At 71.1% G+C, this 25,626-nt stretch carries 21 protein-coding genes; 4 read left to right on the plus strand and 17 right to left on the minus strand.

The features are described 5' to 3' along the window. Positions 1 to 14 precede the first annotated feature (14 nt). Positions 15 to 1,475, minus strand: a complete 1,461-nt coding sequence (locus tag ACQEV1_RS41710) for an SLC13 family permease (protein WP_433402092.1) — start codon at positions 1,473 to 1,475, stop codon at positions 15 to 17. A gap of 154 nt (positions 1,476 to 1,629) precedes the next feature. On the opposite strand from ACQEV1_RS41710, the gene ACQEV1_RS41715 reads away from it, so the two are divergent. Both ACQEV1_RS41715 and ACQEV1_RS41720 read left to right on the plus strand, forming a co-directional pair. After that, on the plus strand, positions 1,630 to 2,511 hold the full coding sequence (locus ACQEV1_RS41715; RefSeq protein WP_285630639.1) for a LysR family transcriptional regulator: 882 nt from the start codon (positions 1,630 to 1,632) through the stop codon (positions 2,509 to 2,511). A gap of 120 nt (positions 2,512 to 2,631) precedes the next feature. After that, positions 2,632 to 3,960, plus strand: coding sequence for an enolase C-terminal domain-like protein (locus ACQEV1_RS41720; RefSeq protein ID WP_433402094.1), 1,329 nt, complete (start codon positions 2,632 to 2,634; stop codon positions 3,958 to 3,960). A gap of 4 nt (positions 3,961 to 3,964) precedes the next feature. Here the strand turns inward: ACQEV1_RS41720 and ACQEV1_RS41725 are convergent, their stop codons facing one another. The 8 genes from ACQEV1_RS41725 to ACQEV1_RS41760 form a co-directional block, all read right to left on the minus strand. Next, entirely contained in the window at positions 3,965 to 5,092 is a 1,128-nt protein-coding gene (locus ACQEV1_RS41725; RefSeq protein WP_433402096.1) for an L-talarate/galactarate dehydratase, read from the minus strand. After that, a complete protein-coding gene (locus ACQEV1_RS41730; protein ID WP_433402098.1) occupies positions 5,089 to 6,723 on the minus strand; it encodes an aldehyde dehydrogenase (NADP(+)) in 1,635 nt (544 codons plus the stop codon). Before ACQEV1_RS41730 ends, ACQEV1_RS41725 begins: the two co-directional genes overlap by 4 nt. A 2-nt stretch (positions 6,724 to 6,725) precedes the next feature. Continuing rightward, complete coding sequence (gene kdgD / locus ACQEV1_RS41735; RefSeq protein WP_433402100.1) at positions 6,726 to 7,640, minus strand: 5-dehydro-4-deoxyglucarate dehydratase; 915 nt, start codon at positions 7,638 to 7,640, stop codon at positions 6,726 to 6,728. Positions 7,641 to 7,795: 155 nt separating this feature from the next. Then, positions 7,796 to 9,220 carry an MFS transporter gene (locus ACQEV1_RS41740; protein WP_285630625.1) on the minus strand — a complete coding sequence of 475 codons (1,425 nt, stop codon included), beginning with the start codon at positions 9,218 to 9,220 and terminating at the stop codon, positions 7,796 to 7,798. Between the two features lie 134 nt (positions 9,221 to 9,354). Beyond that, positions 9,355 to 10,323: a dipeptidase gene (locus ACQEV1_RS41745; RefSeq protein ID WP_285630624.1), complete on the minus strand. Its 969-nt coding sequence runs from the start codon at positions 10,321 to 10,323 to the stop codon at positions 9,355 to 9,357. Between the two features lie 36 nt (positions 10,324 to 10,359). Further along, positions 10,360 to 11,064 carry a hypothetical protein gene (locus tag ACQEV1_RS41750; protein ID WP_433402103.1) on the minus strand — a complete coding sequence of 235 codons (705 nt, stop codon included), beginning with the start codon at positions 11,062 to 11,064 and terminating at the stop codon, positions 10,360 to 10,362. Beyond that, complete coding sequence (locus ACQEV1_RS41755) at positions 11,061 to 12,743, minus strand: hypothetical protein (protein ID WP_285630618.1); 1,683 nt, start codon at positions 12,741 to 12,743, stop codon at positions 11,061 to 11,063. The genes ACQEV1_RS41750 and ACQEV1_RS41755 overlap by 4 nt, the downstream gene beginning before the upstream one ends. A gap of 23 nt (positions 12,744 to 12,766) precedes the next feature. Further along, a complete protein-coding gene (locus tag ACQEV1_RS41760) occupies positions 12,767 to 13,546 on the minus strand; it encodes an IclR family transcriptional regulator (RefSeq protein ID WP_433402106.1) in 780 nt (259 codons plus the stop codon). A 197-nt stretch (positions 13,547 to 13,743) separates the two neighbouring features. On the opposite strand from ACQEV1_RS41760, the gene ACQEV1_RS41765 reads away from it, so the two are divergent. Beyond that, positions 13,744 to 14,058: a trypco2 family protein gene (locus tag ACQEV1_RS41765; RefSeq protein ID WP_285630612.1), complete on the plus strand. Its 315-nt coding sequence runs from the start codon at positions 13,744 to 13,746 to the stop codon at positions 14,056 to 14,058. Positions 14,059 to 14,069: 11 nt separating this feature from the next. Further along, positions 14,070 to 17,135 (plus strand): tetratricopeptide repeat protein, encoded by a 3,066-nt coding sequence (locus ACQEV1_RS41770; RefSeq protein WP_433402108.1) that lies wholly within the window; start codon positions 14,070 to 14,072, stop codon positions 17,133 to 17,135. Between the two features lie 49 nt (positions 17,136 to 17,184). On the opposite strand, the gene ACQEV1_RS41775 is transcribed toward ACQEV1_RS41770, so the two are convergent. The 8 genes from ACQEV1_RS41775 to ACQEV1_RS41810 are packed head-to-tail and all read right to left on the minus strand — an operon-like array spanning position 17,185 to position 25,471. Further along, entirely contained in the window at positions 17,185 to 17,577 is a 393-nt protein-coding gene (locus tag ACQEV1_RS41775) for a RidA family protein (protein WP_285630606.1), read from the minus strand. A gap of 10 nt (positions 17,578 to 17,587) precedes the next feature. Beyond that, positions 17,588 to 18,610: an ABC transporter ATP-binding protein gene (locus ACQEV1_RS41780; protein WP_433402111.1), complete on the minus strand. Its 1,023-nt coding sequence runs from the start codon at positions 18,608 to 18,610 to the stop codon at positions 17,588 to 17,590. Further along, the gene (locus ACQEV1_RS41785) at positions 18,607 to 19,617 is read right to left on the minus strand and encodes an ABC transporter ATP-binding protein (RefSeq protein WP_285630600.1); all 1,011 of its coding nucleotides are present in this window, start codon (positions 19,615 to 19,617) and stop codon (positions 18,607 to 18,609) included. The genes ACQEV1_RS41780 and ACQEV1_RS41785 overlap by 4 nt, the downstream gene beginning before the upstream one ends. Before the next feature lie 5 nt (positions 19,618 to 19,622). Then, positions 19,623 to 20,783: a M20 family metallopeptidase gene (locus tag ACQEV1_RS41790; protein ID WP_433402113.1), complete on the minus strand. Its 1,161-nt coding sequence runs from the start codon at positions 20,781 to 20,783 to the stop codon at positions 19,623 to 19,625. Beyond that, positions 20,780 to 22,033, minus strand: a complete 1,254-nt coding sequence (locus ACQEV1_RS41795; RefSeq protein WP_433402115.1) for a threonine synthase — start codon at positions 22,031 to 22,033, stop codon at positions 20,780 to 20,782. Before ACQEV1_RS41795 ends, ACQEV1_RS41790 begins: the two co-directional genes overlap by 4 nt. Then, entirely contained in the window at positions 22,030 to 22,941 is a 912-nt protein-coding gene (locus ACQEV1_RS41800; RefSeq protein ID WP_285630591.1) for an ABC transporter permease, read from the minus strand. Before ACQEV1_RS41800 ends, ACQEV1_RS41795 begins: the two co-directional genes overlap by 4 nt. After that, positions 22,941 to 23,921 carry an ABC transporter permease gene (locus ACQEV1_RS41805; RefSeq protein ID WP_433402117.1) on the minus strand — a complete coding sequence of 327 codons (981 nt, stop codon included), beginning with the start codon at positions 23,919 to 23,921 and terminating at the stop codon, positions 22,941 to 22,943. Before ACQEV1_RS41805 ends, ACQEV1_RS41800 begins: the two co-directional genes overlap by 1 nt. Beyond that, the gene (locus tag ACQEV1_RS41810) at positions 23,918 to 25,471 is read right to left on the minus strand and encodes an ABC transporter substrate-binding protein (protein ID WP_285630587.1); all 1,554 of its coding nucleotides are present in this window, start codon (positions 25,469 to 25,471) and stop codon (positions 23,918 to 23,920) included. Before ACQEV1_RS41810 ends, ACQEV1_RS41805 begins: the two co-directional genes overlap by 4 nt. Between the last annotated feature and the right edge of the window lie 155 nt (positions 25,472 to 25,626).

Here is a 25,626-nt window from a genome sequence, read left to right on the forward strand (position 1 = left end):
AGACGCATTGCGGGCTACGCGCCGACGAAGGTGTTCATGAGGAGGACACCGCCCAGGCCGAGCACCGCGAGGGCCGTCGTGTAGGTCGTGCGGATCTTGATCGCGTCCACCACCGAGAGGTTCAGGTACTGCTTGAAGAGCCAGAATCCGGGGTCGTTGACGTGGCTGGCGGCGATGCTGCCGCAGGTGACGGCGAGCACCATCAGCTCCGGCGAGGTTCCCGAGCCCTGCACGAGCGGGAGCACGATGCCGGCGGCGGTCACGACCGCGACCGAGGCGGATCCGACGGCGATGCGCAGCAGCACCGCGATGGCCCATGCCAGGATGAGCGCGGAGACGTGCCAGCCCTTGGTGAAGTCGGCGATGTAGTCGGCGATCCCCGACTTGACGAGGACCTCCTTGAAGGCGCCGCCCGCGCCGATGACCAGGATGATCATGGCCATCGGCTTGACCGCTTCGGCGCACGAGTCCATCGCGGCCTGGAAACGGCCGCGCTCCACGACGGCGGTCTCGGCGGCGGACACCGCGGGGGCGGCGGTCGCCGTGGCCGTACCCTCACCGCCGGCGGGAACGCCGCCCGTGCCACCGGCCTCGGCCGGAGAGTCGCCGGCGTCCTCGGTTCCGCCGATCTTCGGCCCGAGAAGGATGACGGCCAGGAGCAGGGCGATGAGCAGGGCGACCGGAGCCTTGCCGAAGAACTCCAGGTAGGGCAGGACCGTGTTGCCGTCGCTCATGCTGAGCTCGGCGACGGCCGAGGCGCCCATCAGCACGATCGGGATGACGACGATCACGATGCACGTGCCGAACCGGGGCAGCTCGTCCTCGGCGAACACCCGGTTGGTGATGAGCGAGACCGGGACGCGTGGGTTGATCCGCTTCACGAAGGCCAGCCGCGGCCACACGTAGCAGATGATCGAGGCGGACACGATCGCGATCGGGAGACCGTAGAGCAGGGTGAGGCCCTGGCTGGCGTGGAAGGTGCCGGTCACGGCGGCCGGACCGGGGTGGGGCGGCAGGAAGCTGTGCATCGTCGACAGGGTCATCGACATGGGCAGCCCCACCCACAGGAGCGGCAGCCTGCACTCGCGGACGATGGTGAACACCAGCGGGATGAGGAGCACGAAGCCGACCTCGTAGAACATCGTGATGCCGATGCAGGTCGAGGTCAGGACCATGGCGAGCTGGACGCGGCCGATGCCGAAGACGTCGACCACCGAGGTGGTGATCCGCTGCGCGGCGCCGCTGTCGGCGAGAACCTTGCCGAGCATGGCGCCGAACCCCAGGATCAGGATCAGCTCGTCGAGTTGGTCACCGACACCGGTGACCATCGCGTCGTAGATCTTGGTGAGCGACAGGCCGCGCGCGAGTCCCACGAACAGAGCGGCGACGAACAGGGCGATGAAGCCGTTGATCCTGAATTTGGTCATCAACACGAGCAGCAGCACTACGGCGAGCGCCACGATGATCAGGGGCATTTCGCTCTCTCCTTCCTGCGACGTGGCCCGGGCGCCGGCGGGCATGAACCGGGCATGTGACGCACGTCACGGGCAGTGGTATCGAGGAGCGTAAAATCGTCGACTAATGCGTGTCCAAACCCGATGAGACATCAAGTGATACCTTTACGGCATCATGTTCTCGTTCGACCAGCTCCGCGGTTTCGTCGCCGTGGCCGAAGAACTCCATTTCGGACGCGCCGCCGAACGGCTCAACATGACGCAGCCGCCGCTGAGCCGGCAGGTGCAGAAACTGGAGCGGGCGATCGGGGTCCGGCTCTTCGAGCGCGACAACCGCCGCGTCGAGCTGACCGCGGCCGGGACGGCCTTCCTGTCCGAGGCCAGACGCCTCCTCGCGCTCGCGGACAACGCGCCCGACCTGGCCCGGAGGATCTCGGCCGGGTCGGCGGGCACGGTCCGCATCGGGTTCACGGCGGTCTCGATGCTCGCCGTCCTGCCCGCGGTGCTGCGCCGCATCGACGAGCGGCTGCCCGACGTCGACGTCGACCTGTACGAGATGGTCACCGGGGAGCAGATCGACGCGCTGCTCGCCCATGAGCTCGACCTCGGCGTTGCCCGCCCGCCGTTCGACCCGGACGTCTTCGGCTCACGGGTCATCAGCCGCGAGGCGATCATGGTCGCCGTCCCGGCCGGCCACCGGCTCACCGGCCTGGGCCGCCCCGTCGAGGCACGCGACCTGGCCGCCGAACCCTTGATCATGCACGCCCCGAGCAAGGCCCGCTACTTCTACGATCTCGTCGTCAGCCTGGTCCCGATCAGCCATCGGAACGTCGTGCACAGCGTCAGCCAGGTCCTGACGATGGTCTGGCTGGTCTCCGCGGGCCGGGGGATCGCCTTCATCCCCGAGGCCGCCACCCGCCTGGGCATCGAGGGTGTGGAGTTCCTCCCGCTCGCCGGCGTCGACAAGCCGGTGGAGTTGCACCTGCTCTGGCTGAAGGACGCCAAGAACCCGGCTCTGTGGCAGGTCCTCGGCCATCTCGACGGCTTCCAGGTGTGATCCACGCGATGCCTCGCGAGTATCAGTCGATGCAAAGTTGATCCTGGCCGGGTATCACGGGCCGTTCTAACGTGGTCGTGCCGTACGGCACTCCCCGCCGGTCCTACGAAGGGTGATCAGGTGGCACGTACACCCACCATCGCGTCGGTCGAGGTCATTCCCGTCGCCGGCCACGACTCGATGCTGTTGAACCTGTCCGGCGCGCACGGCCCCTTCTTCACGCGGAACATCGCCGTCGTCTCCGACAGCGACGGCCGTACGGGACTGGGCGAGGTGCCCGGGGGCGCGCCGATCGCCGACACGATCAACGACGCCGCTGAGCTCCTCGTCGGGCGGCCCGTCGCACTGCTGGGCTCCCTGCTCCGGGACGTGGACCTCCGGTTCGCGGACCGTGACCGCGGTGGTCGCGGCCGGCAGACCTTCGACCAGCGCACGACCGTCCACGCCCTCACGGCGCTCGAATCCGCGCTGCTGGACCTGCTCGGTCAGTATCTGGAGGTGCCCGTCGCCGCGTTGCTCGGCGACGGCCGGCAGCGTGACGCGGTACCGGTGCTCGGCTACCTGTTCTACGTCGGCGACCACACCGCGACCGACCTCCCGTACGTCGTCGAGGAGCAGGCCGCCGACGACTGGGAACGGCTGCGCCGGCGCGAGGCGCTCGACTCCGGATCGATCGTCGCGCTGGCCGAGGCCGCTCAGGCGCGCTACGGGTTCCACGACTTCAAGCTCAAGGGCGGTGTGCTCCCGGGTGAGCAGGAGATGGAGGCCGTACGCGCTCTCGCCGCCCGCTTCCCGGACGCCCGCGTGACGCTGGACCCCAACGGCGCCTGGTCGCTCTCCGACGCCGTCGCGCTGTGCCGCGACGCCGGTGGCGTCCTCGCGTACGCGGAGGACCCGTGCGGCGCCGAGGACGGCTACTCAGGGCGGGAGGCGATGGCGGAGTTCCGCCGTGCGACCGGGCTCCCGACGGCGACCAACATGATCGCGACCGACTGGCGTCAGCTGGCGCACGCGGTCCGCGCGAACGCGGTCGACATCCCCCTGGCCGATCCGCACTTCTGGACGATGCGCGGCGCCGTCCGCGTGGCCCAGCTGTGTCACGACTTCGGGCTGACCTGGGGCTCGCACTCCAACAACCACTTCGACATCTCCCTGGCCATGTTCACCCACGTCGGCGCCGCCGCACCGGGCGAGATCACGGCTCTGGACACTCACTGGATCTGGCAGGACGGCCAGCGGCTGACCACCGCGCCGCTGGAGATCCACGACGGCCGGATCGCCGTACCCCAGAGCCCCGGTCTCGGCGTCGAGCTGGACCGCGACGCGGTGGCGGCGGCGCACGAGCTGTACGTCGAGCACGCGCTGGGAGCACGCGACGACGCCGTCGCGATGCGGTGCCTGGTGCCGGGCTGGTCCTTCGACCCGAAACGGCCCGCGTTCGTCCGCTGACCGGTCAGGGTCGCCCGCCGAACTCCGCGGTCCCCACCGTCCAGGCGCGGGCCTGCTCGGTCAGGGTGATGCCGAGACCGGGCCGCTCGGAGACGTACATGCGACCGCCACGCGTCTCCAGCCGCTCGTTGAACAGCGGTGCCAGCCAGTCGAAGTGCTCGACCCAGGGTTCGATCGGGTACGCGGCGGCGAGGTGCAGGTGGATCTCCATCGCGAAGTGCGGCGCGATCTCCAGCTGCCGGTGCTCCGCGTAGGCGGCGAGCTTGAGGAACTGCGTGATGCCTCCGATGCGGGGCGCGTCCGGCTGCACGATGTCGGCCGCGCCGGCGTCGATGAGACGGACGTGCTCGGCGACGCTGGAGAGCATCTCGCCGGTGGCGATGGGCGTGTCGAGAGCGCGCGCCAGGTTCGCGTGGCCCTCCGCGTCGTACGCGTCCAGCGGCTCCTCGATCCAGACCAGGCCGAACGGCTCGAACAGCCGGCCCATCCGCATCGCCGTGGCGCGGTCCCACTGCTGGTTCGCGTCGACCATGAGCGGGACGTCCGGGTCCAGCGCCTCGCGTACCGCGGTCACGCGCGCGATGTCCTGGCGCCAGTCGGGCTGGCCGACCTTGAGCTTGATGCCGCCGATGCCCGCCGCCAGCGAACTTCTGGCGTTCTCGATGACCTCGTCGACCGGGGTGTGCAGGAAACCGCCGGAGGTGTTGTACGTGCGGACCGAGTCGCGGTACGCGCCGAGCAGCTTGGCGAGCGGGAGCCCCGCGCGTTTGGCCTTGAGGTCCCACAGTGCGACGTCGATCGCCGCGATGGCCTGGACGGCGAGGCCGGAACGGCCGACGGAGGCGCCGGCCCAGGTGAGCTTGGTCCAGATCCTGCCGATGTCGGCGGGGTCCTCCCCGATCAGGACGGGCGCGATCTCCCGGGCGTGGGCGAACTGGCCGGGGCCGCCGGCCCGCTTGGAGTAGGAGAACCCGATGCCCTCGTGGCCGGCCGCACTGACGATCTCGGCGAAGAGGAAGACCACCTCGGTCATCGGCCGCTGCCGGCCGGTGAGCACCTTCGCGTCGCTGATCGGATCGGCCAGCGGCAGGACGATGGAGGAGAGCCTCACGTGGGCGATCCGGTCGGTCATCGGTCGCCGCCCCGTCCCGTACGATCCGTCTCCGGCCGGCCGTCGCGCCACCGGACGGCGCCGTCGGGGTCGTCGTCGCGCAGCTCGCGTGGAAGCAGGTCCGCGGGCACGTCCTGATAGGCGACCGGCCGGAGGAAACGCTCGATGGCCCGGGCGCCGACGGACGTCGTCGCCGGCGCCGACGTGGCGGGGAACGGACCGCCGTGCACCATCGCGTGCCCGACCTCCACCCCGGTGGGCCAGCCGTTCACGATGAGGCGTCCGGCGACCAGTTCGAGCCGGTGCAGGAGCCGGGCGGCGGTGCCGTGGTCGCCGGGCGAGAGGTGGACCGTTGCCGTGAGCTGCCCTTCGAGGCGGTCCACGATCTCCGTGAGCCGCTCTTCGTCGCGGACCCGGACGATGACGGCGGCCGGGCCGAAGACCTCCTCGTGCAGCCGCCCGTCGGCCAGGAACGCCTCGCCCGTCGTGACGAACAGGTGCGGCTCACCCGGGCAGGCGAGCGGCCCGCCGATGGCACCCCGCGCGACCTCCTCGACCGCTCCGATCGATCGGAGCGTCCCGACGCCGCTCTCGTACGCGGCGGCGATCCCGGCGCTGAGCATCGGCGCGGGCGCGACGGCCCGGACCGCCTCGCTCGCCGCGTCGACGAAGCGGTCCGCGTCCGGCCCGTCGAGGACGAAGACGAGTCCCGGCTTCGTGCACAGCTGACCGGCGCTCCCGGTCATGGAGGCGGCGAACCCGGCGGCGAGCGCGACCGCCCGCTCCGCGAGCGCGCCGGGCAGCAGGAAGACCGGGTTGACCGCCGACATCTCGGCGTAGACGGGGATCGGTACGGGACGGCGCGCGGCCGCCTCGACCAGCGCGAGGCCACCGCGCCGGGAGCCGGTGAAACCGACCGCCCGGATGTACGGGTGGGTGACCAGCGCGTGCCCGAGGTCGGTGCTCGTGCCCTGCAGCAGGCTGAACGTGCCCGCGGGCAGATCGTGTTTCCGCACGGCGGCCCGGACCGCACGGCCGACGATCTCGGCCGTCCCCGGGTGAGCCGGCTGCCCCTTGACCACGACGGGCGCGCCGGCCGCGAGGGCGGACGCCGTGTCGCCGCCGGCGACGGAGAAGGCGAGCGGGAAGTTCGACGCGCCGAACACCGCGACCGGGCCGACGGGGACCGACCGCTGCCGGATGTCGGGCCGGGGCACGGGTTCGCGGTCCGGGTCGCCCGCGTCGATCCGGGCCTGCCGCCAGGCGCCGTCCCGTACGACGCCGGCGAACAGCCGGAGCTGGCCGGTGGTGCGGGCGGTCTCCGTGGCGACCCGGCCCGCGGGCAACCCGGTCTCCTCCTGGACCCGCGCGGCCAGGGCCGGCGCGACGTCCTCGATCTCGGCCGCGATCGACTCCAGGAACGCCGCCCGTACCTCGGGCGTGGTGGCACGGTAGGCGTCGAAGGCCTGCCAAGCCTGCTCGGCGGCCTGCTCGACCTCCGCGGTGCCGCACTCGCCGAACCCGGGCTCCAGGCGTGCGCCCGTCGCGGGATCGACGGCGTGGAACGTGCCCCCGGTCCCCATGACGTCCACCGCCCCGACCAGGGACCGGCCGGTGAGCGGCGCGTCGGTGTTCTCCGTGGGCTCCGCCATGGTCAGCTCACCTTCCGCACGAGGGTCTCGAGCTCGGCGAGCTCGGCGTCGGTGAGATCCGTCAGTGGCGGGCGGACCGGGCCGGCCGGCCGCCCGATCACCCTCATCCCGGCCTTGATGATGCTGACCGCGTACCCCGGCCGGCGGTTTCGCAGGTCGGTGTACGGGATCACGAACTCCGACAGCGCCGCCATCACGGCCGCGTCGTCACGGCGGCGGACCGCGTCGTAGAAGCCGGCGGCGTAGCGCGGCAGGAAGTTGAAGATGGCAGACGAGTACGTCGTCAGCCCCAGCGAGAGATACGGAAGGGCGAACATCTCCGCGGTCGGCAGCCCGCCGATGTACGTGAGGCGGTCACCCAGCCGGGCGTAGATCCGCGCCATCTGCTCGATGTCGCCGACGCCGTCCTTGAAGCCGACCAGGTTCCGGCACTCCTCCGCGAGGCGGTCGACCGTCTCGTCGGTGTACCTCGCGTTGGCGCGGTTGTAGACGATCACCCCCAGGCTCGTCGCGTCGCACACCGCCCGTACGTGCGCGCGCAGCCCCTCCTGCCCCGCCTCGGTGAGGTACGGCGGGAAGAGCAGGATGCCGTGCGCGCCCGCGCGTTCGGCGGTCCGGGCCAGTTCCACGGCGGTGGCCGTGCCGTACCCCGCGGGCGCGATGACGGGCAGCCCCTCGGAGGCGGCGCCGACGGCCGCGGTGACGACGTTCTCGACCTCGGGGAGGGTGAGGGAGAAGAACTCGCCGGTGCCGCCCGGGGCGAACAGGCCGGCGGCCGGAAACTGCGAGAGCCAGGCGACATGCTCCCGGTAGGCCGGCTCGTCGAAGGCGCCGTCCCTGGTCAGGTGAGTGATCGGGAAGGACAGGAGGCCCGACCCGAGCTGCCGGGCGACCTCCCCGGGCGTGCGGTTGGCCATGCCACGGTCTCCTTCTGGGCGCGGGAGTGCGGTCTACCGCGACTGTAGGAAGACGCCGCGATTCTCGTCCAACACCGCATTGGGATGGCTCGATACCTTGGCGACATGACACCGGGCCCGGCACCGCCCTCGGGCGCGGTGCCGGACCCGTAGGGTCAGCCGGCGATCTCCTCCAGGGAGCGCCGGCGCGTGGAGACGCCCATCGTGACCACGGCGACCACCGCGACGGCGATCACCGCGCACAGGGTCAGGAACACGCCGGAGAACTTCAGCGACGTGTAGGTCGCGCCCATGATGATCGGCGCGAGCGCGGCACCGACCCGGCTGAACACCGCCGACGCGCCCACCCCCGTGGCGCGGATCGGCGTCGGATAGACCTCCGGCGTGTAGGTGTACAGCGGCGCGTAGGCGCCGTTGAGGAAGAACGCCAGGGCGATGCCGAAGATGAGCACCTGCACGTTGCCGCCGGCGAAGGCCAGGCCGACCGCCGACAGCGCGCTGGCCGCCAGGAAGACGACGATGCTCCACTTGCGGTCCAGCCGCTCGGACAGCACCGCCGCCGGGTAGTACCCGAGGACCTGCGCGACCTCGATGACGATCGAGTAGCCGAAGCTCTCGCTGATGGTCAGGCCCTTGTCCACGAGCAGCGTCGGCAGGAACACCAGGAAGCCGTAGTAGGCGAAGCTGAAGCAGAACCACAGCACCCAGATCAGGATCGTCTGCCGCAGCATCTTCGGCCGCCACAGCGCCGCGAACTGTTCGAGCACGCTGCGCATGGACAGGTGCTTGTCCGGCTCGTACCGCACGTCGGTGTCCACCGGCGGCAGGTCCTTGCCGGTGACCCGGCAGACCTTCGCCTCCAGGTCGTCAATGATCGCCCGTGCCTCGTCGATGCGGCCCTTGGAGAGCAGGTAGCGCGGCGACTCGGGCAGGTTGCGCCGCCAGAGGACGGCCAGGATGATCGGCAGGCCCACGATGAGCTGCGCGATCCGCCAGCCCTGGTCCATCGTCTGGATGACGAAGTAGCCGATCAGCGCGGCCAGCACGAACCCGAAGCCGAAGAACCCGGCCAGCGACCCGACGAAATGGCCGCGCTGTTTCACCGGCGCGAATTCCGCCAGGTACGGAATGATGATGTTGACGTTGATTCCGATGGCCACACCGGCGGCCACCCGGGTGACGATCAGGAAGGCGCCGTCCGGCGAGACCGCGCCGACGATCATCGCGGCGCTGTAGAACGCCATGGAGTACAGGAGCAGATTTCTGCGGCCCGTACGGTCGCCGATGAAGCTCACCGCGATCGCGCCGGCGAACGCTCCGATCAGCGACGAACTGCCGAGGAATCCCTGTTCGACTCCGGACAGCGAGAAAACGCCCGTGACGATCGGCAGCAGGAACGAGACGATTCCGTTGTCGAGCCCGTCGAACGTGGTGGTGAGACCGCCCTTCAGCAGGATTCCGCGCTGTACCGAGGTGAACGGCAGGCGGTCCAGCCGCGCTGCCACCTCGGCGTACGCGGCGGCGGCCCGCCCGTCATCGTAGGTGTCGGAGGACGATTGAGAGGAGGAGGATACAGCCATGACCATCGCCTTTCGGCAAAGCGCGTCGCACGTGGCGACGCCGGGATCAGTCGAGAAGAACACTCGCTTTCTTCGTCACCGGGACTCGTCATTTCCGCGTTCACACGTGCCGGGCGGTCAGCCCTTGAGGCCGGTCAGCCCTTAAATACGTGACGGTAGAAACGCATCCAGTTGCCGCCCATGATCTTGGCGGTCTCCTCGTCGCCGAATCCGGCATGGGTGGTGAGGCATTCGGCGAGCGCGGGGAAGTCGCGGGTGGAGGTCATGAATTCCACCGGCTTGGCCTTGCCGGGGTTTCCGGCCGATCCGGCGCCGTACTGCGTGGTGCGCGTCCAGCGGCCTTTTCGCATCCACTGGAGCTCTCTGTCGCCGCTCTTGCGGCTGAGGTCGGTGCCGATCCCGACATGGTCGAGGCCGACGATGTCGACGGTGCGGCGCACCATGTCGCACCATGTCTCGCGCGACTCCGCCCACGGGCCGCTGATGTTCCGGTACGTGGCCAGGCCGATGACGCCGCCGTTCTCGGCCAGCGCGCGCAGCAGATCGTCGCCCTTGTTGCGCGCGTGCTCGTACAGCGAGCGGGCGTTGGCGTGGGTCACCGCGACCGGCGCCTCGGACGCCTCGATCGCGTCGATGCCGGTGCGCTCGCCCACGTGTGACAGGTCCACGACCATGCCGACCCGGTTCATCTCCCGTACGACCTCCCGGCCGAAGCGGGTCAGCCCCGAGTCGTGCGGCTCGTAGCAGGAGCCGCCGATGGCGTTCTGGTTGTTGTAGGTGAGCTGCATGACCCGCAGGCCCATGTCGTGGAATAGCTCCACGTACCGGATGCGGTCCTCGATCGGCGAGGAGTTCTGCGTGCCGAGCAGGATGGCGGTGCGTCCGGACGCGTGCGCCGCCTCGATGTCGTCGGCGGTGCGGGCGATCGTGATCAGGTCGGCGTTCTCCCTGGCCAGGTCGCGCCAGCGGCCGATCTCGTCCATGGTCTCCCCGGCGTCCTCCCAGAACGCCACCGTGTTGGTGACGCAGGCGAGGTCGCCGTCGCGCAGCTCCTGGAAGACCTCCCGGTCATAGACGCTGCATTCCAGCCCGTCGATGTACATGTGCCGTGTCCTCTTCCGTCTCGGGGGTGAGCGCGCTCAGCGGGTGGCGGGGGTGGCTGCGTCCGGCTCCTGCGCGTCCTCGCCGAGCTCGCCGACGATGCGGCCCTGCGCGTCGAAGACCGACCGGCCGGTGTGGCGGCGCGACACCACCGAGTCGGGGGTGAGCGCGAGGTTGCCGAGGTGGAACAGGGCCCACCACAGGTGGGCGGGGACGTCCGTGCCGTCGTGCAGGATGCCCGCGGCCGACGGCGGCCCGGAGCCCTCGTACGACGGGGTGGCGGGACGGCACCTGAAGCGGCCGGGTCCGTCCGGGGCCAGCGTCAGTCCGTGGTCGGGCGCCACGTGCGGGAGGACGGCGAGCAGTTCGTCCCGCTCCGCGCCGGTGACCAGTACGGCGGCGTCGCCCAGCGCGGCGGCGAGGTCGACGATGTCGGGGACGGCCGCCAGCGCGTGCTTGCCGGCCGCGTCGATCACCAGCTCGTCCCCCGCCCTCGTGTACGTGACGGGACGGGCGGCCGTGGCGCCGATGGCCGCGCCGTCGGCGTGCAGCGCGCGCAGCCCCTCCAGCCCGGCGGCCTCGGCCGCGACGATCGCGTCCACGATCGCCGGGATCGCGCCGGCCGGTGCTCCGTGGTGCCACAGCACCCGGTAGCCGACCAGGCGGCATTCGCGCAGCGACACGTTGATGACGTCCGGGCCGGTCTCCTCCGGCAACGCGGTCGTCTCCGGCATGGTGGTCATCGCTCCTCCGGACGGCGGGGGTAGATCCAGTCGGCGGCGTGCCCGGCGGCGAGATCGGTCGCGACGGGCGCGCCGTGGAACAGCAGGCCGAGCACGTTGCGGCCCAGGCCGTCCACGGTCTTGTCCAGCCCGTGGAACGCGGCGTTCATCAGCCGCACGATGTGCGCGGGGGTGAAGTCGCCGGCCAGCATGTTCATGTGCGGCGAGTGGTACCTCCGCCCGGCCAGGCCCTGCACGCGCTGCACGGTGGCGCGTTCGGCCGGGTGCGCCGCCAGGAACTCGCCGACCGTGCGGCCGGCCGGCTCGTCGCGCAGCGCCCGGGCGAGCCGCTGGACGTCGCCGGGCAGGTCGAGCGCCCATTCGAAGCCCTCGGGCACCTCATCCACCGGCCCGCGCCGCGGCTCCTCGGCGTCGCGCGACTTGTACCAGCGGAACCGGCGCTGCGCGGGATCGGCCAGGTCGAACCGGCGCGTCCACGCGTACTCGCGGTCCAGCAGCTCGCGCAGCTCGCCGACGCGCTGTGCCGGGCGGCGGGTCAGCGTCTCGTCCACCGGCTGGTACCGCAGCCACGCGTCGGTGGTCTCCGGCCGCAGTTCGAGCAGGATCGCGTTGCCCACCTCGACCGCGTCCGGCCCCACCTCGGCGGCGGCGTCCACCAGCTCGCCGAACGTGCGGGGCGGTTCGGCTCCGGCCATGGCCTTGACGATGAGGCGCAGGCCGTCGGCGACCGTGGCCGCCGGGGTGAACGAGTGGTACCGGAAGGGGTCCTCGTCGTAGAACGCGATGGCACGTTCCAGGAGCTCGGCGGCGCGGTTCCACTCGGCGTCGCCGGGCACCGCCGGCCGGGCCCGCGCCTCGGCGACGGCGGCGAACCGGAGGGTCAGCCAGCGGTCCAGCAGCGCCGGGTGGTTATTGGCGAAGAAGACCAGGCCGAGCGCCGAGCCGTTGCCCAGCCCGAGCAGCCGTTTCAGGTCCGCGTCCAGCCGGACGGCGCCCGGGTTCGCCAGCCGCGCCAGGTGCTCGGCCAGGTCGAAGGAGAACTCGCGCATCAGGTACGCGGACAGCATCTGGGCCTGGTACGGCCCGCGCAGCGGGTGGTCGTCCTCCAGCGCGAGGTACGAACGGGTGCCGAACGTGCCGTTGCCGTCCAGGCCGGTGTTCCGCATCAGGTAGCCGACGCGCCACAGCTCGTCCACGTCCGGCTGGCGCCCGCTCGCCAGCCGCTCGATCACGTGGTCGAACAGCCGCAGGCTGCGGTTGGACCGGCACCAGACGAGCGTGCCCGGCGTGGCGCGGCCGGCGTACAGCTTGGGGAACTCGGCGCGGGTGGCGCGCATGTCCGCCTCGCCGGCCTCGCCCTCGACGAGCGCGCCCATCATGTCCCAGTCGGTGCCGATGATCCGCCCGGTGCGCCCCTCCAGCTTGGGCTCGAACGAGAACACCATGAAGTCGAACGTCCGGCCGGGGGCGTGCACGCGGTACAGCGCGTCTCCCCGGGCCCGGTCGTCGATGTCGAACCGGACGACCTCGATGCGCCAGCGTTCCCGGCTCATCCGGTTGATGAGCGCGCGGCTGGCCGAAAGCCGGGTGGGCGGCAGCGTGGCGAGCCGCTCCGGACGCATGAACGCCTCTGGATCGGGGCCGAGGGCCGGATCGGTGTCGGGCGCGGCGGTCTGCATGTCCCTCCTGTACGGGTGATGGGTTAGGAGCCCCAGGGAGCGTCCGCCCCCGGGTCGACGCTGGTGGTCAGGCGGGACAGCCGGGCGGCGGCGGCCGCGAGCGGCTCCCGTGCGGTGAGCGGGTCGAAGCCGGTCCTGGACCCGACCGCGCAGAGCGCCACGCTGGGCTCCCCGGTACGGCCGGAGACCGGGAAGGCGATCGCGGCGAGCCCTCCGTCGGGGTCCGCCTCGGGAATGAGCGCGTATCCCTGCGCACGGATCTCGGCCAGTTCGGCGTCGGTCGGCACGTCGACGTCCCGTGCGCGCAGGCCGGCGACGACGGCGGGGTCCGCGAACGCGAGCAGCACCCGTCCGGTGGCGCCGAACCGCAGGTCGAGCCGGCGGCCCAGGGCCAGCGTCACGTGCGCGGCGGTGCCCGGCTCGGCCCGTTTGACCACGCGCGTCGCATCGTCGTCGAGCACGGCCAGGCAGACGGACTGCCCGGTCTCCGCCGCCAGGTCGACCAGCATCGCGGAGACCCGGTCGCCGAACCCGGCGTGCTGCAACGCCGCGTGCCCGAGGTGCGCGGCCTTCACCGTGAGCTGGTACGCGCCGTCCGGCAGCCGCTCCATCCACCCGGCGGCGACCAGCGTGACGAGGTGCCGGTGCACCTCCGACCGGGTGGCCCCGAGGGTCCGTGCGAGATCGGCGACCCGGACCGGATCCTCCGACTCGCCCACGACGTCGAGCAGCCGCAGCAGCTTCAGGGCCGACGACATCGGCCGCGTACTCGCGGAGTCGTTGGCGTCTGTCCTATATTTCATGACAACATCCTAGAATGTGTGACACCGCGAACGTAAGGTAGACCCAGACCGACCGTCAAGCGGCGAACAGGCCCCGAATTGTTCGCCGCATTGTTTGTTTGATCGGAGTTCCTGGCCTGGCCTTGCCCGGTACCCATCACCGAACTCACGCTGGATCCGCGCCGCAACGGGTTTCGGCAACGGTGAAGGGAGCCGTGATGAGTGACGGAGACTGGCTTGATCTGGCAGATGTCGTGCATGCTCTCCGCCGGGAGCTGGCGCAGGCGACCGCGGAGGGTTCGGAGGCCGAGGTCCGGTTCGAGCTCGGCCCTGTCGAGCTGGAGTTTCTCGTCGATGTGAAGAAGGACGGCGGCGCCGAGGCCGGGGTGCGCTTCGGGGTGGTGTCCTTCGGCGCCAAGGGCACCGTCACCTCCGGGTCGACGCACCGGTTGAAACTGCTCCTCACGCCCAAGGACGGCTATGGGCGCGCACCGTACGTGACCGGCCAGGGAACACACGTTCCCGACCGGTGAGGAAATCGACGATGGTGAGACGAGAGAAAGTCGCCGAGACGTTCGCGCGACGCGCGGACGGCACATGGGAGTTCGGCTCGGGCTATCTCATCGCACCGCGGCTGGTGCTGACGGCGGCGCATGCGGTCGTCGTCGACGGCGCTCCGGCGCCGACGGTCATGGTGCGGTTCCTCGGCGACCCTTCGACGCCAACCGGCCGGGTCGCGTGGTGGCGCCATGACGACACGGTCGACGCGGCGCTGGTGGAGGTCACCGGCCCGGCGGAACACGTGCCCGAGGCGGCTACGGTCCGTTGGGGACGACTCACTGGCACACGCGGCGGGGTACGGTGCGAGGCCACCGGGTTCCCGGACGCACAACGCGGTCCGGATGACATACGAGACACCGAGCACCTGTCCGGCACGATCAATCCCGGCACCGGGGCGAAGGCCCGCCGTTACGACGTGCTGGTAGACGCCTGGCCTGACTCCCGCACGCGTTCCTCGGCCTGGGCCGGCATCTCCGGGGCGGCGCTGTTCTGCGGCGAGGACGCGTTGCTCACCGGTGTGCTGGTGGCCGATCCGCCCGAGTTCGGGAGCCGGCGGCTGACGGCGGTTCCGGTGGCACGGTTCCTGGACGATCCCGGATTCGTAGCACTCGTTGGCGAGCAGACCACCGAGTCGGTGGAGCTCGCGCCGTTGTTCGAGCCCCCGACGGTCGTGGGCGGATCGCGGTCCCCCGCGTACCTGCTGGCGGCCGACGCGGAGGTCGTGCCGTTCCATGGCCGAACGGAACTCCTGGCGAAGCTCTCGGCGTGGTGCGAGGAGCCGGACACCGTCTCGACCTGGCTGGTGACCGGCCCGGGAGGCCAGGGCAAGACGCGCTTGGCGCGAGAGTTCGCCGCCCGGCGGCGAGCGGCCGGCTGGGCGGTCGGATGGCTGCGTCCGGACAACGGGGATCCCCTCGACGTGGGCCCGCTCGCCGCGTCGGCGGTTCCGGTCCTGGTGATCGTCGACTACGCCGAGACAAGGACCGATCAAATACGGCGGCTCGCCACCCGGATCGGTGCCGTACGGGACTCCGGGCTGCGCGTGCGGTTACTACTGCTCGCCCGCCACGCCGGTGAATGGTGGCGGCAACTGGTCATCGGGAGTTCGGTGATCGAGCGGGCGCTCGGCCGGCACGTCACTGAGCTGCCTCCGCTGGAGGACACCGCGGAAAGGCGTGCGCCGCTGTTCGCCACGGCGGTGGAGCACTTCGCGCGTGCCCTACGCCGACGCGGCGACCAGATCGGGCCCGACCTACCGGACCCGCCTGACGATCTGGGCCACCCGCGGTACGGCTCCGTGCTGACCGTGCACATGACGGCGCTCGCCTCGTTGCTCCAGCTCGGGTTCGAGCCGGTACCGGAGAAGAAAGGGGAAGGCGTCGAGGACGTCCTGCTCGGCCACGAGGAGCGTTACTGGGGATGGACCGCCTACGCGCGGGGCCTACGGTTCGCGTACTCGAAGGCTCTCCGCAGGGCCGTCGCCACGGCGACTCTTTTCAGCGCGACCACCGAGACGGAGGCCGCGCACCTGCTGGGAGGCGTGCCCGGCCTGCGTGACCAGCCCGAGGAACGCCTTCTGGCCCTTGCCGAGTGGCTGCACGACCTCTACCCCGCCGCCGACAGCCGGTACTGGGGCCGCCTGCAGCCCGACCGCCTCGGTGAATATCTGGTGGCTCGTGTCACCGCCGAGGACACCGACCTGTTCGACGGCCTGTTCGGGCACGTGCCCGCGCGCGATACGCAATACGGATTCGAGGTGCTCAGCCGGGCGGCGGCACTCCGGCCGGCCGCCGCGGACACCATCGCACGGTTGGTGTCGTCCCGGCCCGAGCTCGCGTCCGTCGCCGCCGTCGCCGCGACCCGCAGCGATCAGCCGGACCCGCTGATCACGGCGATCGAACCACTGACCGCCCAGGTCACCGCAGAGCCCGATTGGCTCGACGAGCTCATCGCCGTCACCTGGGCCGCGCCCTCCCTCTTCGGCCGGTGGAGCATCGAGGCGTTCCGCCGTCTCGTCGACCGCTACCGCGAACTCGCCCGTGATGACCCGGCGACCCATCGGCCCCGCCTGGCCTCGCAGCTGTTCGCGCTGGCGGAACGGCTGAACTCCGTCGGTGAGACAAAGGAGGCGCAGGAGAGCCTCGAAGAGGCAGTGTCCCTAGGGCGTGAGCTCCCGGACGATGCCGAGACGGGGCTGGCGCCCGCGCTGGGTCTCCTCGCCAACCTGTACATGAGTCACGGGCAGACCAGGAAGGCTCTGGCCACGGCGAAGGAGTCGGTAGAGCAATGGGAGCGGAAGAACCCGCCCGATCTCCACGGCACCGTGCAAGCGCTGTCCAACTTGTCCGCGATCCTTAACGAGTCCGGCGATCGAGAGGGAAGCCTGCGCACGGCGGAACATGCGCTGGAGGTCTACCACCAGGTAGCGGAGCCCGATCCCTGGCTGACGATCATCGCCACCAGCGCGGGGACGAACAGGGCGAACCGCTTGATCGACTTCGGTGTGCAGACCGTGGGTCTGGCCATCCACCGGGAGGTGGTCGACACCCGTCGCCGCATCGTGGAGGACCACCCGACCCTCTTCGACCACGACCTCGCGTCCGGCCTGCACAACCTGGCGAAGACGCTGCACCGAATGGGCGAGGACGAGGAGGCGGCCCAACACATCGAGGAGGCCGTCTCGATCTACCGGCCGCTGGCCGAACGGCTCCCCGCCGTCTATCTGCGGAACCTGGCGGACACCCTGGGCACGGAGGGAGTCATCCTTCTCGGCCGGCCGGGGAAGGCGCGAGCGGCCGTCGAATCTCTTGCCGAGTCTGAGCGGATCGCCACCGCGATCGACGACAAGGTCCTGATGTTCGCCGCCACGGGCGGACTCGAACTCGCGCGCCGCCGCTCCCCCGAACTCCGGAAGTACGTGGCCGAGCTCAGACGTTACCGGTCTCGCTCGGATCCGCCCGGCCACGGCCAGAAGTCTCGGCCGGATCCGGCACGCGTGGTCCGCAACCAACCGAAGAGGCGGTCGCGCCGGGATCGCAAGAAGGAATGACCGTGCCGTTTCCGCTGCCCTTCGGCCTGGGGTCGAGACGCGGTCCCCACTATGCGCCTGAGCCGTCCGGCAGTGCCGCCACGACATCGATCTCGACGAGGATGTTCGCGAGGTCGGAACCGACCGTCGTCCGCACCGGGTAGGGCTTCGGCAGGAGCGACTCGTACGTGGCGTTGAAGCCCGGGAAGTCGCGGTGGAGATGCTGCAGGTGGACCGTTGCCTTGACGACGTCGGCCAGCGTCAGGCCACGCGCCGCGAGGACCGCCTCGACGTTGCGGATGACCTGCGCGGTCTGTTCCTCGATGGTGTCGGCGACCGCGCCGGTGCGCGGGTCCTGCGGGCCGAACCCCGCGGTGTAGAGGAACCCGTTCGCGACGATGCCCTGTGAGTAGGCGCCGGCCGGGCGCGGCGCGTCCTCGGTCCGTACTTCCTGTCGTGTCATCGATGCTCCTTCAGCTCGTGGTCTCGTTCAGCAGGTCCGCCGCCGCGCGGACCGGGTACAGGCACGCCACCGCGTGCCCCGGCACGTCGTGGTCGACGAGCGGCGGCCGGGTACCGGCGCACTCGTCGCGGGCGACCGGACAGCGGGTGCGGAAGACGCACCCGGACGGAGGGTCGGCGGGCGAGGGCGCCTCACCGCGCAGCACGATGCGGCGACGCGCCCGCTCGGCCTTCGGATCGGCGATCGGCGCGGCCGACAGCAGGGAGTGCGAGTACGGGTGCCGCGGATTGGTGAAGAGCTCCTCGGTGTCGGCCAGCTCGACGATGCGGCCGAGGTTCATCACCGCCACCCGGTCGGCCATCTGGCGCATCATCGACAGGTCGTGGGAGACGTAGACGTACGTCAGCCCGCGCTCGCGCTGCAGGCGCCGCAGCAGATTGGTGATCTGGGCCTGGATCGACACGTCCAGGGCGCTGGTCGGCTCGTCGCAGATCACCAGTTTCGGTTCGAGGGCCAGCGCGCGGGCGATGCCGATCCGCTGCCGCTGTCCGCCGGAGAACTCGTGCGGGTACCGGTCCTGGACCGAGGCGTCCAGGCCGACGGCGTCCAGCAGCTCCGCGACGCGTTCCCGTGCCGCGGCGCGGCCGCGCCGGCCCCGCGGCACCTTGTGATGGGTGATCAGGGGCTCGGCGACGATCTCCCCGATGCGCATCCGCGGGTTCAGGCTGGCGTACGGGTCCTGGAGGACGACCTGGAGGTCCTGACGTACCGACAGCATCTCGCGCTGTGACAGTTTCAGCAGGTCGCGCCCGCCGAACCGGATCTCGCCGGCGGTCGCGTCGACGAGACGGAGGATCAGCCGGGCGAGCGTCGTCTTGCCGCACCCGGACTCGCCGACCAGCCCGAGCGTCTCGCCCGGGCGGACGTCCAGCGAGACGTCGTCGACGGCGAGCACCGTCGATCCGGGCCCGCGGCCGGCGAACTCCTTGCGCACGCCCCGCAACGACAGCAGCGGCTCGTCCCGCGTGCTCACGTTCCGCTCACCCGCCTTCCTTCGCTCGTTCCCGGGAGGTCGTCGTCGGTCAGGACGCAGGCCGCGGCGTGGCCCGGCGCCTTCTCCTCCAGGGCGGGTACGGTGCTCGCGCATTCCGGCCGGGCGAAGCCGCAGCGTGGGTGGAAGGCGCAGCCGGACGGCAGGTCCAGCAGGTTGGGCGGTGCGCCGCGGATCGGGTCGAGGACCGCGCCGCCGGGGACGTCCGGCCGGGGCATCGACTCCAGCAGCGCCCGCGTGTAGGGCATCCTCGGGCGCTCGAACAGGTCGTCGGCGCCGGCCGCCTCCACGGGCCGCCCGGCGTACATGACCAGGACCTTGTCGGCCACCTGCGCCACGACGCCCAGGTCGTGCGTGATCAGCACGATCGCCATCCCGAACCGGTCCTGCAGATCGGCCATCAGCTCCATGATCTGCGCCTGAACGGTGACGTCGAGCGCGGTCGTGGGCTCGTCGGCGATGAGGAGCTTCGGCCGGCAGGCGAGCGCCATCGCGATCATGACACGCTGCCTCATGCCGCCGGAGAGCTGGTGCGGGTACTGGCCCGCGCGCGCCTCCGGGTGGGCGATGCCGACCTCGCGGAGCGCCTCGACCGCGCGGGCGCGCGCCTCGCCGCGCGGCAGCGACCGGTGCCGGCGCAGCGACTCGACGATCTGCGCGCCGACCGTCTTGACCGGGTTGAGGCTGGTCATCGGGTCCTGGAAGATCATCGCTATCTCGTTGCCGCGGACCTGGCGCATCTCGCGCTCCGGCAGCGTCAGCAGGTCGCGGCCACCGGCGACGATCTCGCCGCCGGTGTAGACGCATGGCGGCGTGGGATGCAACCGCAGGATCGACAGGGCGGTGGCGGTCTTGCCACTGCCGGACTCCCCCACGACCGCGAGCGTCTGCCCGGGCTCGACCGAGAAGGACACGCCGTTGACGGCACGGACCGTCCCGGTGTCCAGGCGGAACTCCGCATGCAGGTCATTGACCTCGAGTACCGGCACGGCGGTCACCCCTCCCGGGTACGGGCCAGCAGGCGGCGGGCGATTCCCTCGTAGACGTCGACGGCGTCCACGAGTTCGTCGAGCGGCACGGACTCGTCCGGCCGGTGGGCCTGCGCCAGGCTTCCCGGGCCGCAGATCACCGTCGGGATGCCGGCGCCGACGAGCTTGCTCATGTCGCAGCCGGCGTTGAAGCCGGTCGCCCGGTCGGCGGGCCGTCCGGCGTCGCCGAGCGCGGCGAGCGCGGCGGCCACCACGGGCTCGCCGGCCGCGGTCTCGGACGGGACGGTCGCCACGACGACCTCCGGGTCGGCCACGTCCAGTCCGGGTCGGGCGGTGCACAGCCCGGCCAGCATCGCCGCGAGCCGCCGGTCGCAGTCCTCGTGCGTCTCACCGGGGACGAGCCGCCGGTCGACGATGAGCGTCGCCTCGTCCGGGACCGTGTTCTGCAGGGCGCCGCCGGACGTGATCGTCACGGTCATGGTGGCCGGTCCGAGCGCCTCGTGCGGGAAGGCGGTGAGCCGCTCGGTCTCCTCCTCGCAGGCGGTCACGAACGCCGCCGCGTCGGCGACGGCGTTGCGGCCGAGCCAGGGCGAGGCGCTGTGCGCCGCCCGGCCGCGGAACCGCAGGCGTTTCATGTACGTGCCCTTGTGCGCCCGGGCGACGGTCAGCCCGGTCGGCTCGCCGACCACGGCCGCGTCCGCCCGCAGGCCACGCTCCACCAGGTGCGCGCTGCCGAGCCCGCCGGCCTCCTCGCCCATGACGGCGGTGAGCAGGATCTCGCCGGTCAGCCCGGACGGCCGGGCGGCCAGCCGTTCCATGGCGCAGAGCATGGCGACGAGGCTGCCCTTCGCGTCGCAGGTGCCCCGCCCGATCATGTGCCCGTCCCGGACGACCGGCTGGTACGGCGGCGTCGCCCAGTCCTGCGACGACGGGTCGACCACGTCCAGGTGACTGTTGAACACCAGGCGCGGTCCGTCGCCGAAGCGGAGGCGGGCGAGGACGTTGTCCGCGACCGGGGTGACGTGCTGGCGTGTCACCGAGGCGCCGAAGTCCGTGGCCCAGCCGGCCACCCAGTCCGCGACCCGGGTGACGTCGCCCGGCGGGGTCGGGCTGGGCAGCGCGACGCACGTCGCGAGCCGTTGGATCACCGTCGCGCCGTCGCTCATCCGCCGCTCCTCACCGGGGCGCCGAACACTGCGAGGAGCTCGTCCGGGTCGGCGCGGACGTCGCCGGCCGGCGGCGGCGCCGCGCGTTCCAGCGCGTCGGGCTGCTTCTGGCCCGAGCCGGTCACCACCGCGACGACCACGTCGTCCTTCGACACCCAGCCCTGGGCGCGGGCCCGCAGCAGCGCGGCGACCGAAGCCGCCGCGGACGGCTCGGCCGTCACTCCCTCGGCGCCGAGCAGCCGCATCGCCTCGAACAGGTCGCCGTCGTCGACCGCGACCGCCCGGCCGCCGGACTCGTAGATGGCGCGCAGGACGCGCACCCCGCCCTGGATCGGCGCGTCGCCGGCGATGCTCTGCGCGACGGTCCGCGTGGCGTCGCCGTGCGCGCCGGCGGTGGTCCGGCCGTCGGTGAAGGCCCGTACGATCGGCGCGGAGGCGGAGGGCTGGACGCCGATCATGCGCGGCAGCCGGTCGATGACGCCCATGCGCCGCAGTTCGCGAAAGCCCTTCCACGCGCCCCACAGGCCGCCGCCGGTGCCGACGGGGTGCACCATCACGTCCGGGGCACGCCAGCCGAGCGCCTCGCAGATCTCGTAGGCGTACGTCTTCATGCCCTCGTGCCGCACCGGGTTGATGAAGTTGACGAACGAGTAGAAGCCCGCCTCGGCGAGCGCGCTGACACCGGCGAAGATCTCCAGGCTGGAGCGGTAGCGCAGCCGCAGCACCCGCGCGCCGTACAGGCTGATCGCCGCGACCTTCGTGGGGTTGGCGACGTCCTCGACGAGGACCGTGGCGTCGATGCCGGCGCGTGCCGCGTAGGTCGCGAACGACGCGCCGGCGTTCCCGGAGCTGTAGGTGAACGCCTCCTCGACCCCGAGGGAGCGGGCGAAGCCGACCGCGACCGCGAACCCGCGGTCCTTGAAGCTGCCGGTCGGCATCAACGTGTCGTTCTTGACGCGCAGGTTCGGGATGCCGATCCGGTCGCCGAGAAGCCGCGTGGTCAGCAGGGGCGTGTCCCCCTCGCCCAGGTACAGCGGTTCGGTCCCGTCGGTCACCGGGAGCAGGTCGGCCCAGCGCCACAGGCCGATGTCGCGGCGGCCGGCCGCGCGGGTGAGGATCTCGCGCGAGGCGCGCGTCAGGTCGTATTCGATCTCCAGCAGCCCGCCGCACGCCGTGCAGAGCAGAGCCGGGGTGTCCAGCGGCGTACGCGCGTGGCAGTCGTCGCAGACATAGTGTGACGCGAGGTTCATTTCGTGTATGCCTTCGGGTCGGCGACGTCCCGGAGCATGTCGCCGGTTACGTTGATGGAGAGTGTGGTGAGCATGATCGCCGCTCCGCTGAAGACCGCGATCCACCAGGCGCTGCGCAGGTAGAGCTGCCCGTCGGCGAGCATCCCGCCCCAGGTCGGGATGCTGGGCGGCACGCCGAGCCCGAGGTAGCCCAGGGACGCCTCCGCGATGATCATCGCCGCGACCTGCAGGGTACCGATGGTGACCAGCGGCGCGGTGATGTTCGGCAGGAGATGGCGGGTCATGATCTGCCGGTCGTTGTCGCCGATCGCCCGGGCCGCCACCACGAACTCCCGCGACCGCAGCGACAGCACCTCGGCGCGGACGACGCGTGCGTAGTTGACCCAGCCGGTCAGGCCGAGGACGAGGATGACGAACCAGAGGCTCGGGCCGAGCACCGCGATGATCGCCAGCGCGAGCAGGATCGTGGGGAAGGCCAGCTGGATGTCGGCGAGCCGCATGAACACCTGGTCGCGCCATCCGCGGTAGTAGCCGCTGACCAGGCCGACCGCGGTGCCCACGACACCGGACAGCAGCGTCGCGGAGACGCCGACCAGCAGGGAGATCCGGGTTCCGTACACGATCCGGCTCAGCACGTCGCGGCCGAGATTGTCCGTGCCGAGCGGATATCCGGGCTGGTGCCCGGCCGACCAGAAGGGCGGACGGAGCTTGAGGGTGAGGTTCTGGGCGTTCGGGTCGTGCGGCGCGATCAGCGGCGCGAACACGCCGACGATCACGACCAGGAACAGGACGCCGATCGCCACCTTGGCGGCGTGGTTGCGGCGCAACGCGCGCCGGACGGCGTGCCACATGGTGTTCGAGGCGGGCCGCGCCGGAGCACCGGTCCGCCCGGCCGTCGCGGTGGTCATCAGCTCAGCCTCACTCGGGGGTCGAGGGCGGCGTAGGACAGGTCGACCAGCAGGTTCACGACCACGAACACCGTGGCCAGGAACAGTACGGTCGCCTGCATCAGGGGGTAGTCGCGGTAGGTGACGGCCTCCACGGTCAGCCGTCCGACACCGGGCCAGGCGAAGACCTGCTCGGTGAGGATCGCTCCGCCGAGGAGGTTGCCGATCTCCAGGCCCACGACCGTGACCACGGGGAGGGAGGCGTTCCGCAACCCGTGCGCGGTCACGATCCGCCAGCCGGTCAGGCCCTTGGCCCGCGCCGTACGGATGTAGTCCTCGCCCAGCACGTCCACCAGCGACGACCGCAACAGCCGGGCGACCATCGCGATGGAGTACAGCCCGAGGGTGACGGCGGGAAGCACGAGGTTCTCGATGCCGCCCATCCCCGAGGCGGGCAGCATCTGGAGGTTCACCGCGAAGACCAGGATGAGCAGGATGCCCACGAAGAACGCGGGCGTCGACTGACCGACCAGGACGGCCGCCATCACCGTGGTGTCCGTGGCGGTGCCGCGCCGCAGGGCGGACACCACGCCGGCCGGGATCGCCACCACCAGCACCACGACCAGCGCGCCGGCCGCCAGGGTGACCGTGGCGGGCAGCCGCTCGGCGATCACGTCGAACGCCGGGCGGTGGAAGAACAGCGACTGGCCGAGATCCAGGTGCAGCAGGCCGGTCATGTAGGAGACGTACTGGCCGAGCAGCGGCTGGTCGAGACCCAGCTGGGCGCGCAGCGCCGTCTCCTGCGCCGCCGTGGCGTCGGGCGGGAGCATCTGGCGTACCGGGTCGCCGGAGATCCGGACGAGGAAGAACGACACGGTCGCGACGCAGAACAGCACGAGCACCGCGTGGCCGATCCGCCGGCCGACGAAGGACCAGAGCGCGCGGTCGCCGATCCGGGGCAGCGTCAGCCCCCCGGACCGGGCCGTCAGGTCTCCGCTCATGTGAGCTTCGCGCTCGCCATGGCGAGTGTCCCGTTCGAGTTCGTCTTCCACTGGACCCGGTCGTTGACCGCGAACAGGCTCCTGGCCTGGTAGAGGAACAGGAAGGGCGCCTCGTCCACGAGGAGCTGCTGGAGCTTGGTGAAGGCCTGCTTGCGGGTCGCGGAGTCGACCGAGCCCTCTTCGGTGTCGATGAGCTTGTCCGCCTGCGGGTTGTTCCAGCGGCTCTGCCGGCGGTCGTGCCGGATGAACGACTGCAGGTTGCTCTCGGCGTCCATCGTCCAGCCGGTGTTGCCGGTGAAGTACATCGGGCCGAGGGCCTGCTTGTTCGAGGAGACCAGCCGCTGCTTGAACGTCGCGGCGTCCATGATCGACACGCTCGCCGTCACGCCGATCTTGGCGAGCTGACCGGAGATGGCCTGCGCCATGTCCTTGTCGACGGCGGAGGCCGTCAGCTTGGTAGTGAAGCCGTTCGGGTAACCGGCCTGCGCGAGCAGGTTCTTCGCCTTGGCCAGGTCGTACGGGAACGCCTGGACCGAGGGGTCGTAGCCGAACGACTGGTGCGGGATGAGCGTGGGGGTCTGCTGCCCGGCGCCGTTCAGCACGGACTTGATGAGCGTGGGCACGTCGAGCGCCATGTTGAGCGCCTGGCGCACCTCCTTCTTGCCCAGCGGGCCGCCGCTCAGGGTGTCGATGGACACGAAGAACGTACGGATCCCCGGGGAGGTCACGACCTTCAGGCCTGGACCGTTCCCAAGCTGCTGCGCCGCGTCCGGGCTGAGCTGGGACACGATGTCCACGCCGCCGGACTGCAACGCGGCCAGCGACGAGGCGGCGTCCGGCATCACCTTGAAGGTGACCTGCTCCACCCCCGGCTTGCCGCCCCAGTACTTCGGGTTCGCCTTCAGCACGATCTGGTTGTCGCGCTGCCAGGACTGGAAGACGTACGGGCCGGTGCCGACGGGGTTGGCCGCGAAGGCGGCGTCGCCCTTCTCCTTGATGTACTTGGGCGGCACGATGACGCCGCCGAACAGCGACACCTTCTGCGGCAGGATCGGGTCCGGCTGGCTGGTGATCACGTCGACCGTGCGCGCGTCGACGACCTTGGCCTTGGTGACGAACCGCAACTCGACGATCGGGGACTTGGTCGCCGGGTCGATCAGGCGCTGGAGGCTGTACGCCACCGCGGCGGCGTCGCACGGCTCGCCGTTGTGGAAGGTCACCCCGCTGCGCAGGTGGAAGCGCCAGGTCGTCGGCGAGACCGACTCCCAGCTCTCGGCGATGCCCCCGACCAGGCGATCGTTCACGTCGCGCACGGTCAGGGTGTCGAAGATGTTGATCAGGACGTTCATCGACGGCAGGTCGCCCTGCTTGTGCGGGTCCAGCGTGGTCGCGTCGGCGGGCTGGGTCACCCGGAGGACGTTGCCCGCCTTGCTCGCGGGGTTGGAGCCGGCCTTGCATGCCGTCAGCAGGCCCGGCACGGATATCCCGGCGACCGCGAGCCCGCCGAATCTCAGCAGCTCACGGCGGCCCATCGTGATGCGTTCGGTCACGTCTCGCTGCCTTCCTCGTAACTCCCGCAGCGCCGCACCCAAGGGGAAAGAAGTGACGGACAGGGCGCGATCGGGCATTTTGCGTTTCATATTGTGAAACGCCGTGTCGTATGGTTGAATATGCCGCATATCGGTCCGGCCGGTCAACCCTTTAG

It is taken from the genome of Actinoallomurus sp. CA-142502 (genome assembly GCF_050936355.1).
In the GTDB taxonomy this organism is placed as follows: domain Bacteria; phylum Actinomycetota; class Actinomycetes; order Streptosporangiales; family Streptosporangiaceae; genus Actinoallomurus; species Actinoallomurus iriomotensis.

Coding starts and splice junctions, on each gene's coding strand:
- ACQEV1_RS41710 (WP_433402092.1), bottom strand. CDS start 1,475: ATGCCCCTGATCATCGTGGCGCTCGCCGTAGTGCTGCTGCTCGTGTTG.
- ACQEV1_RS41715 (WP_285630639.1), top strand. CDS start 1,630: ATGTTCTCGTTCGACCAGCTCCGCGGTTTCGTCGCCGTGGCCGAAGAA.
- ACQEV1_RS41725 (WP_433402096.1), bottom strand. CDS start 5,092: ATGACCGACCGGATCGCCCACGTGAGGCTCTCCTCCATCGTCCTGCCG.
- ACQEV1_RS41730 (WP_433402098.1), bottom strand. CDS start 6,723: ATGGCGGAGCCCACGGAGAACACCGACGCGCCGCTCACCGGCCGGTCC.
- kdgD (WP_433402100.1), bottom strand. CDS start 7,640: ATGGCCAACCGCACGCCCGGGGAGGTCGCCCGGCAGCTCGGGTCGGGC.
- ACQEV1_RS41740 (WP_285630625.1), bottom strand. CDS start 9,220: ATGGCTGTATCCTCCTCCTCTCAATCGTCCTCCGACACCTACGATGAC.
- ACQEV1_RS41745 (WP_285630624.1), bottom strand. CDS start 10,323: ATGTACATCGACGGGCTGGAATGCAGCGTCTATGACCGGGAGGTCTTC.
- ACQEV1_RS41750 (WP_433402103.1), bottom strand. CDS start 11,064: ATGACCACCATGCCGGAGACGACCGCGTTGCCGGAGGAGACCGGCCCG.
- ACQEV1_RS41755 (WP_285630618.1), bottom strand. CDS start 12,743: ATGCAGACCGCCGCGCCCGACACCGATCCGGCCCTCGGCCCCGATCCA.
- ACQEV1_RS41760 (WP_433402106.1), bottom strand. CDS start 13,546: ATGAAATATAGGACAGACGCCAACGACTCCGCGAGTACGCGGCCGATG.
- ACQEV1_RS41765 (WP_285630612.1), top strand. CDS start 13,744: ATGAGTGACGGAGACTGGCTTGATCTGGCAGATGTCGTGCATGCTCTC.
- ACQEV1_RS41770 (WP_433402108.1), top strand. CDS start 14,070: ATGGTGAGACGAGAGAAAGTCGCCGAGACGTTCGCGCGACGCGCGGAC.
- ACQEV1_RS41775 (WP_285630606.1), bottom strand. CDS start 17,577: ATGACACGACAGGAAGTACGGACCGAGGACGCGCCGCGCCCGGCCGGC.
- ACQEV1_RS41790 (WP_433402113.1), bottom strand. CDS start 20,783: ATGAGCGACGGCGCGACGGTGATCCAACGGCTCGCGACGTGCGTCGCG.
- ACQEV1_RS41795 (WP_433402115.1), bottom strand. CDS start 22,033: ATGAACCTCGCGTCACACTATGTCTGCGACGACTGCCACGCGCGTACG.
- ACQEV1_RS41800 (WP_285630591.1), bottom strand. CDS start 22,941: ATGACCACCGCGACGGCCGGGCGGACCGGTGCTCCGGCGCGGCCCGCC.
- ACQEV1_RS41805 (WP_433402117.1), bottom strand. CDS start 23,921: ATGAGCGGAGACCTGACGGCCCGGTCCGGGGGGCTGACGCTGCCCCGG.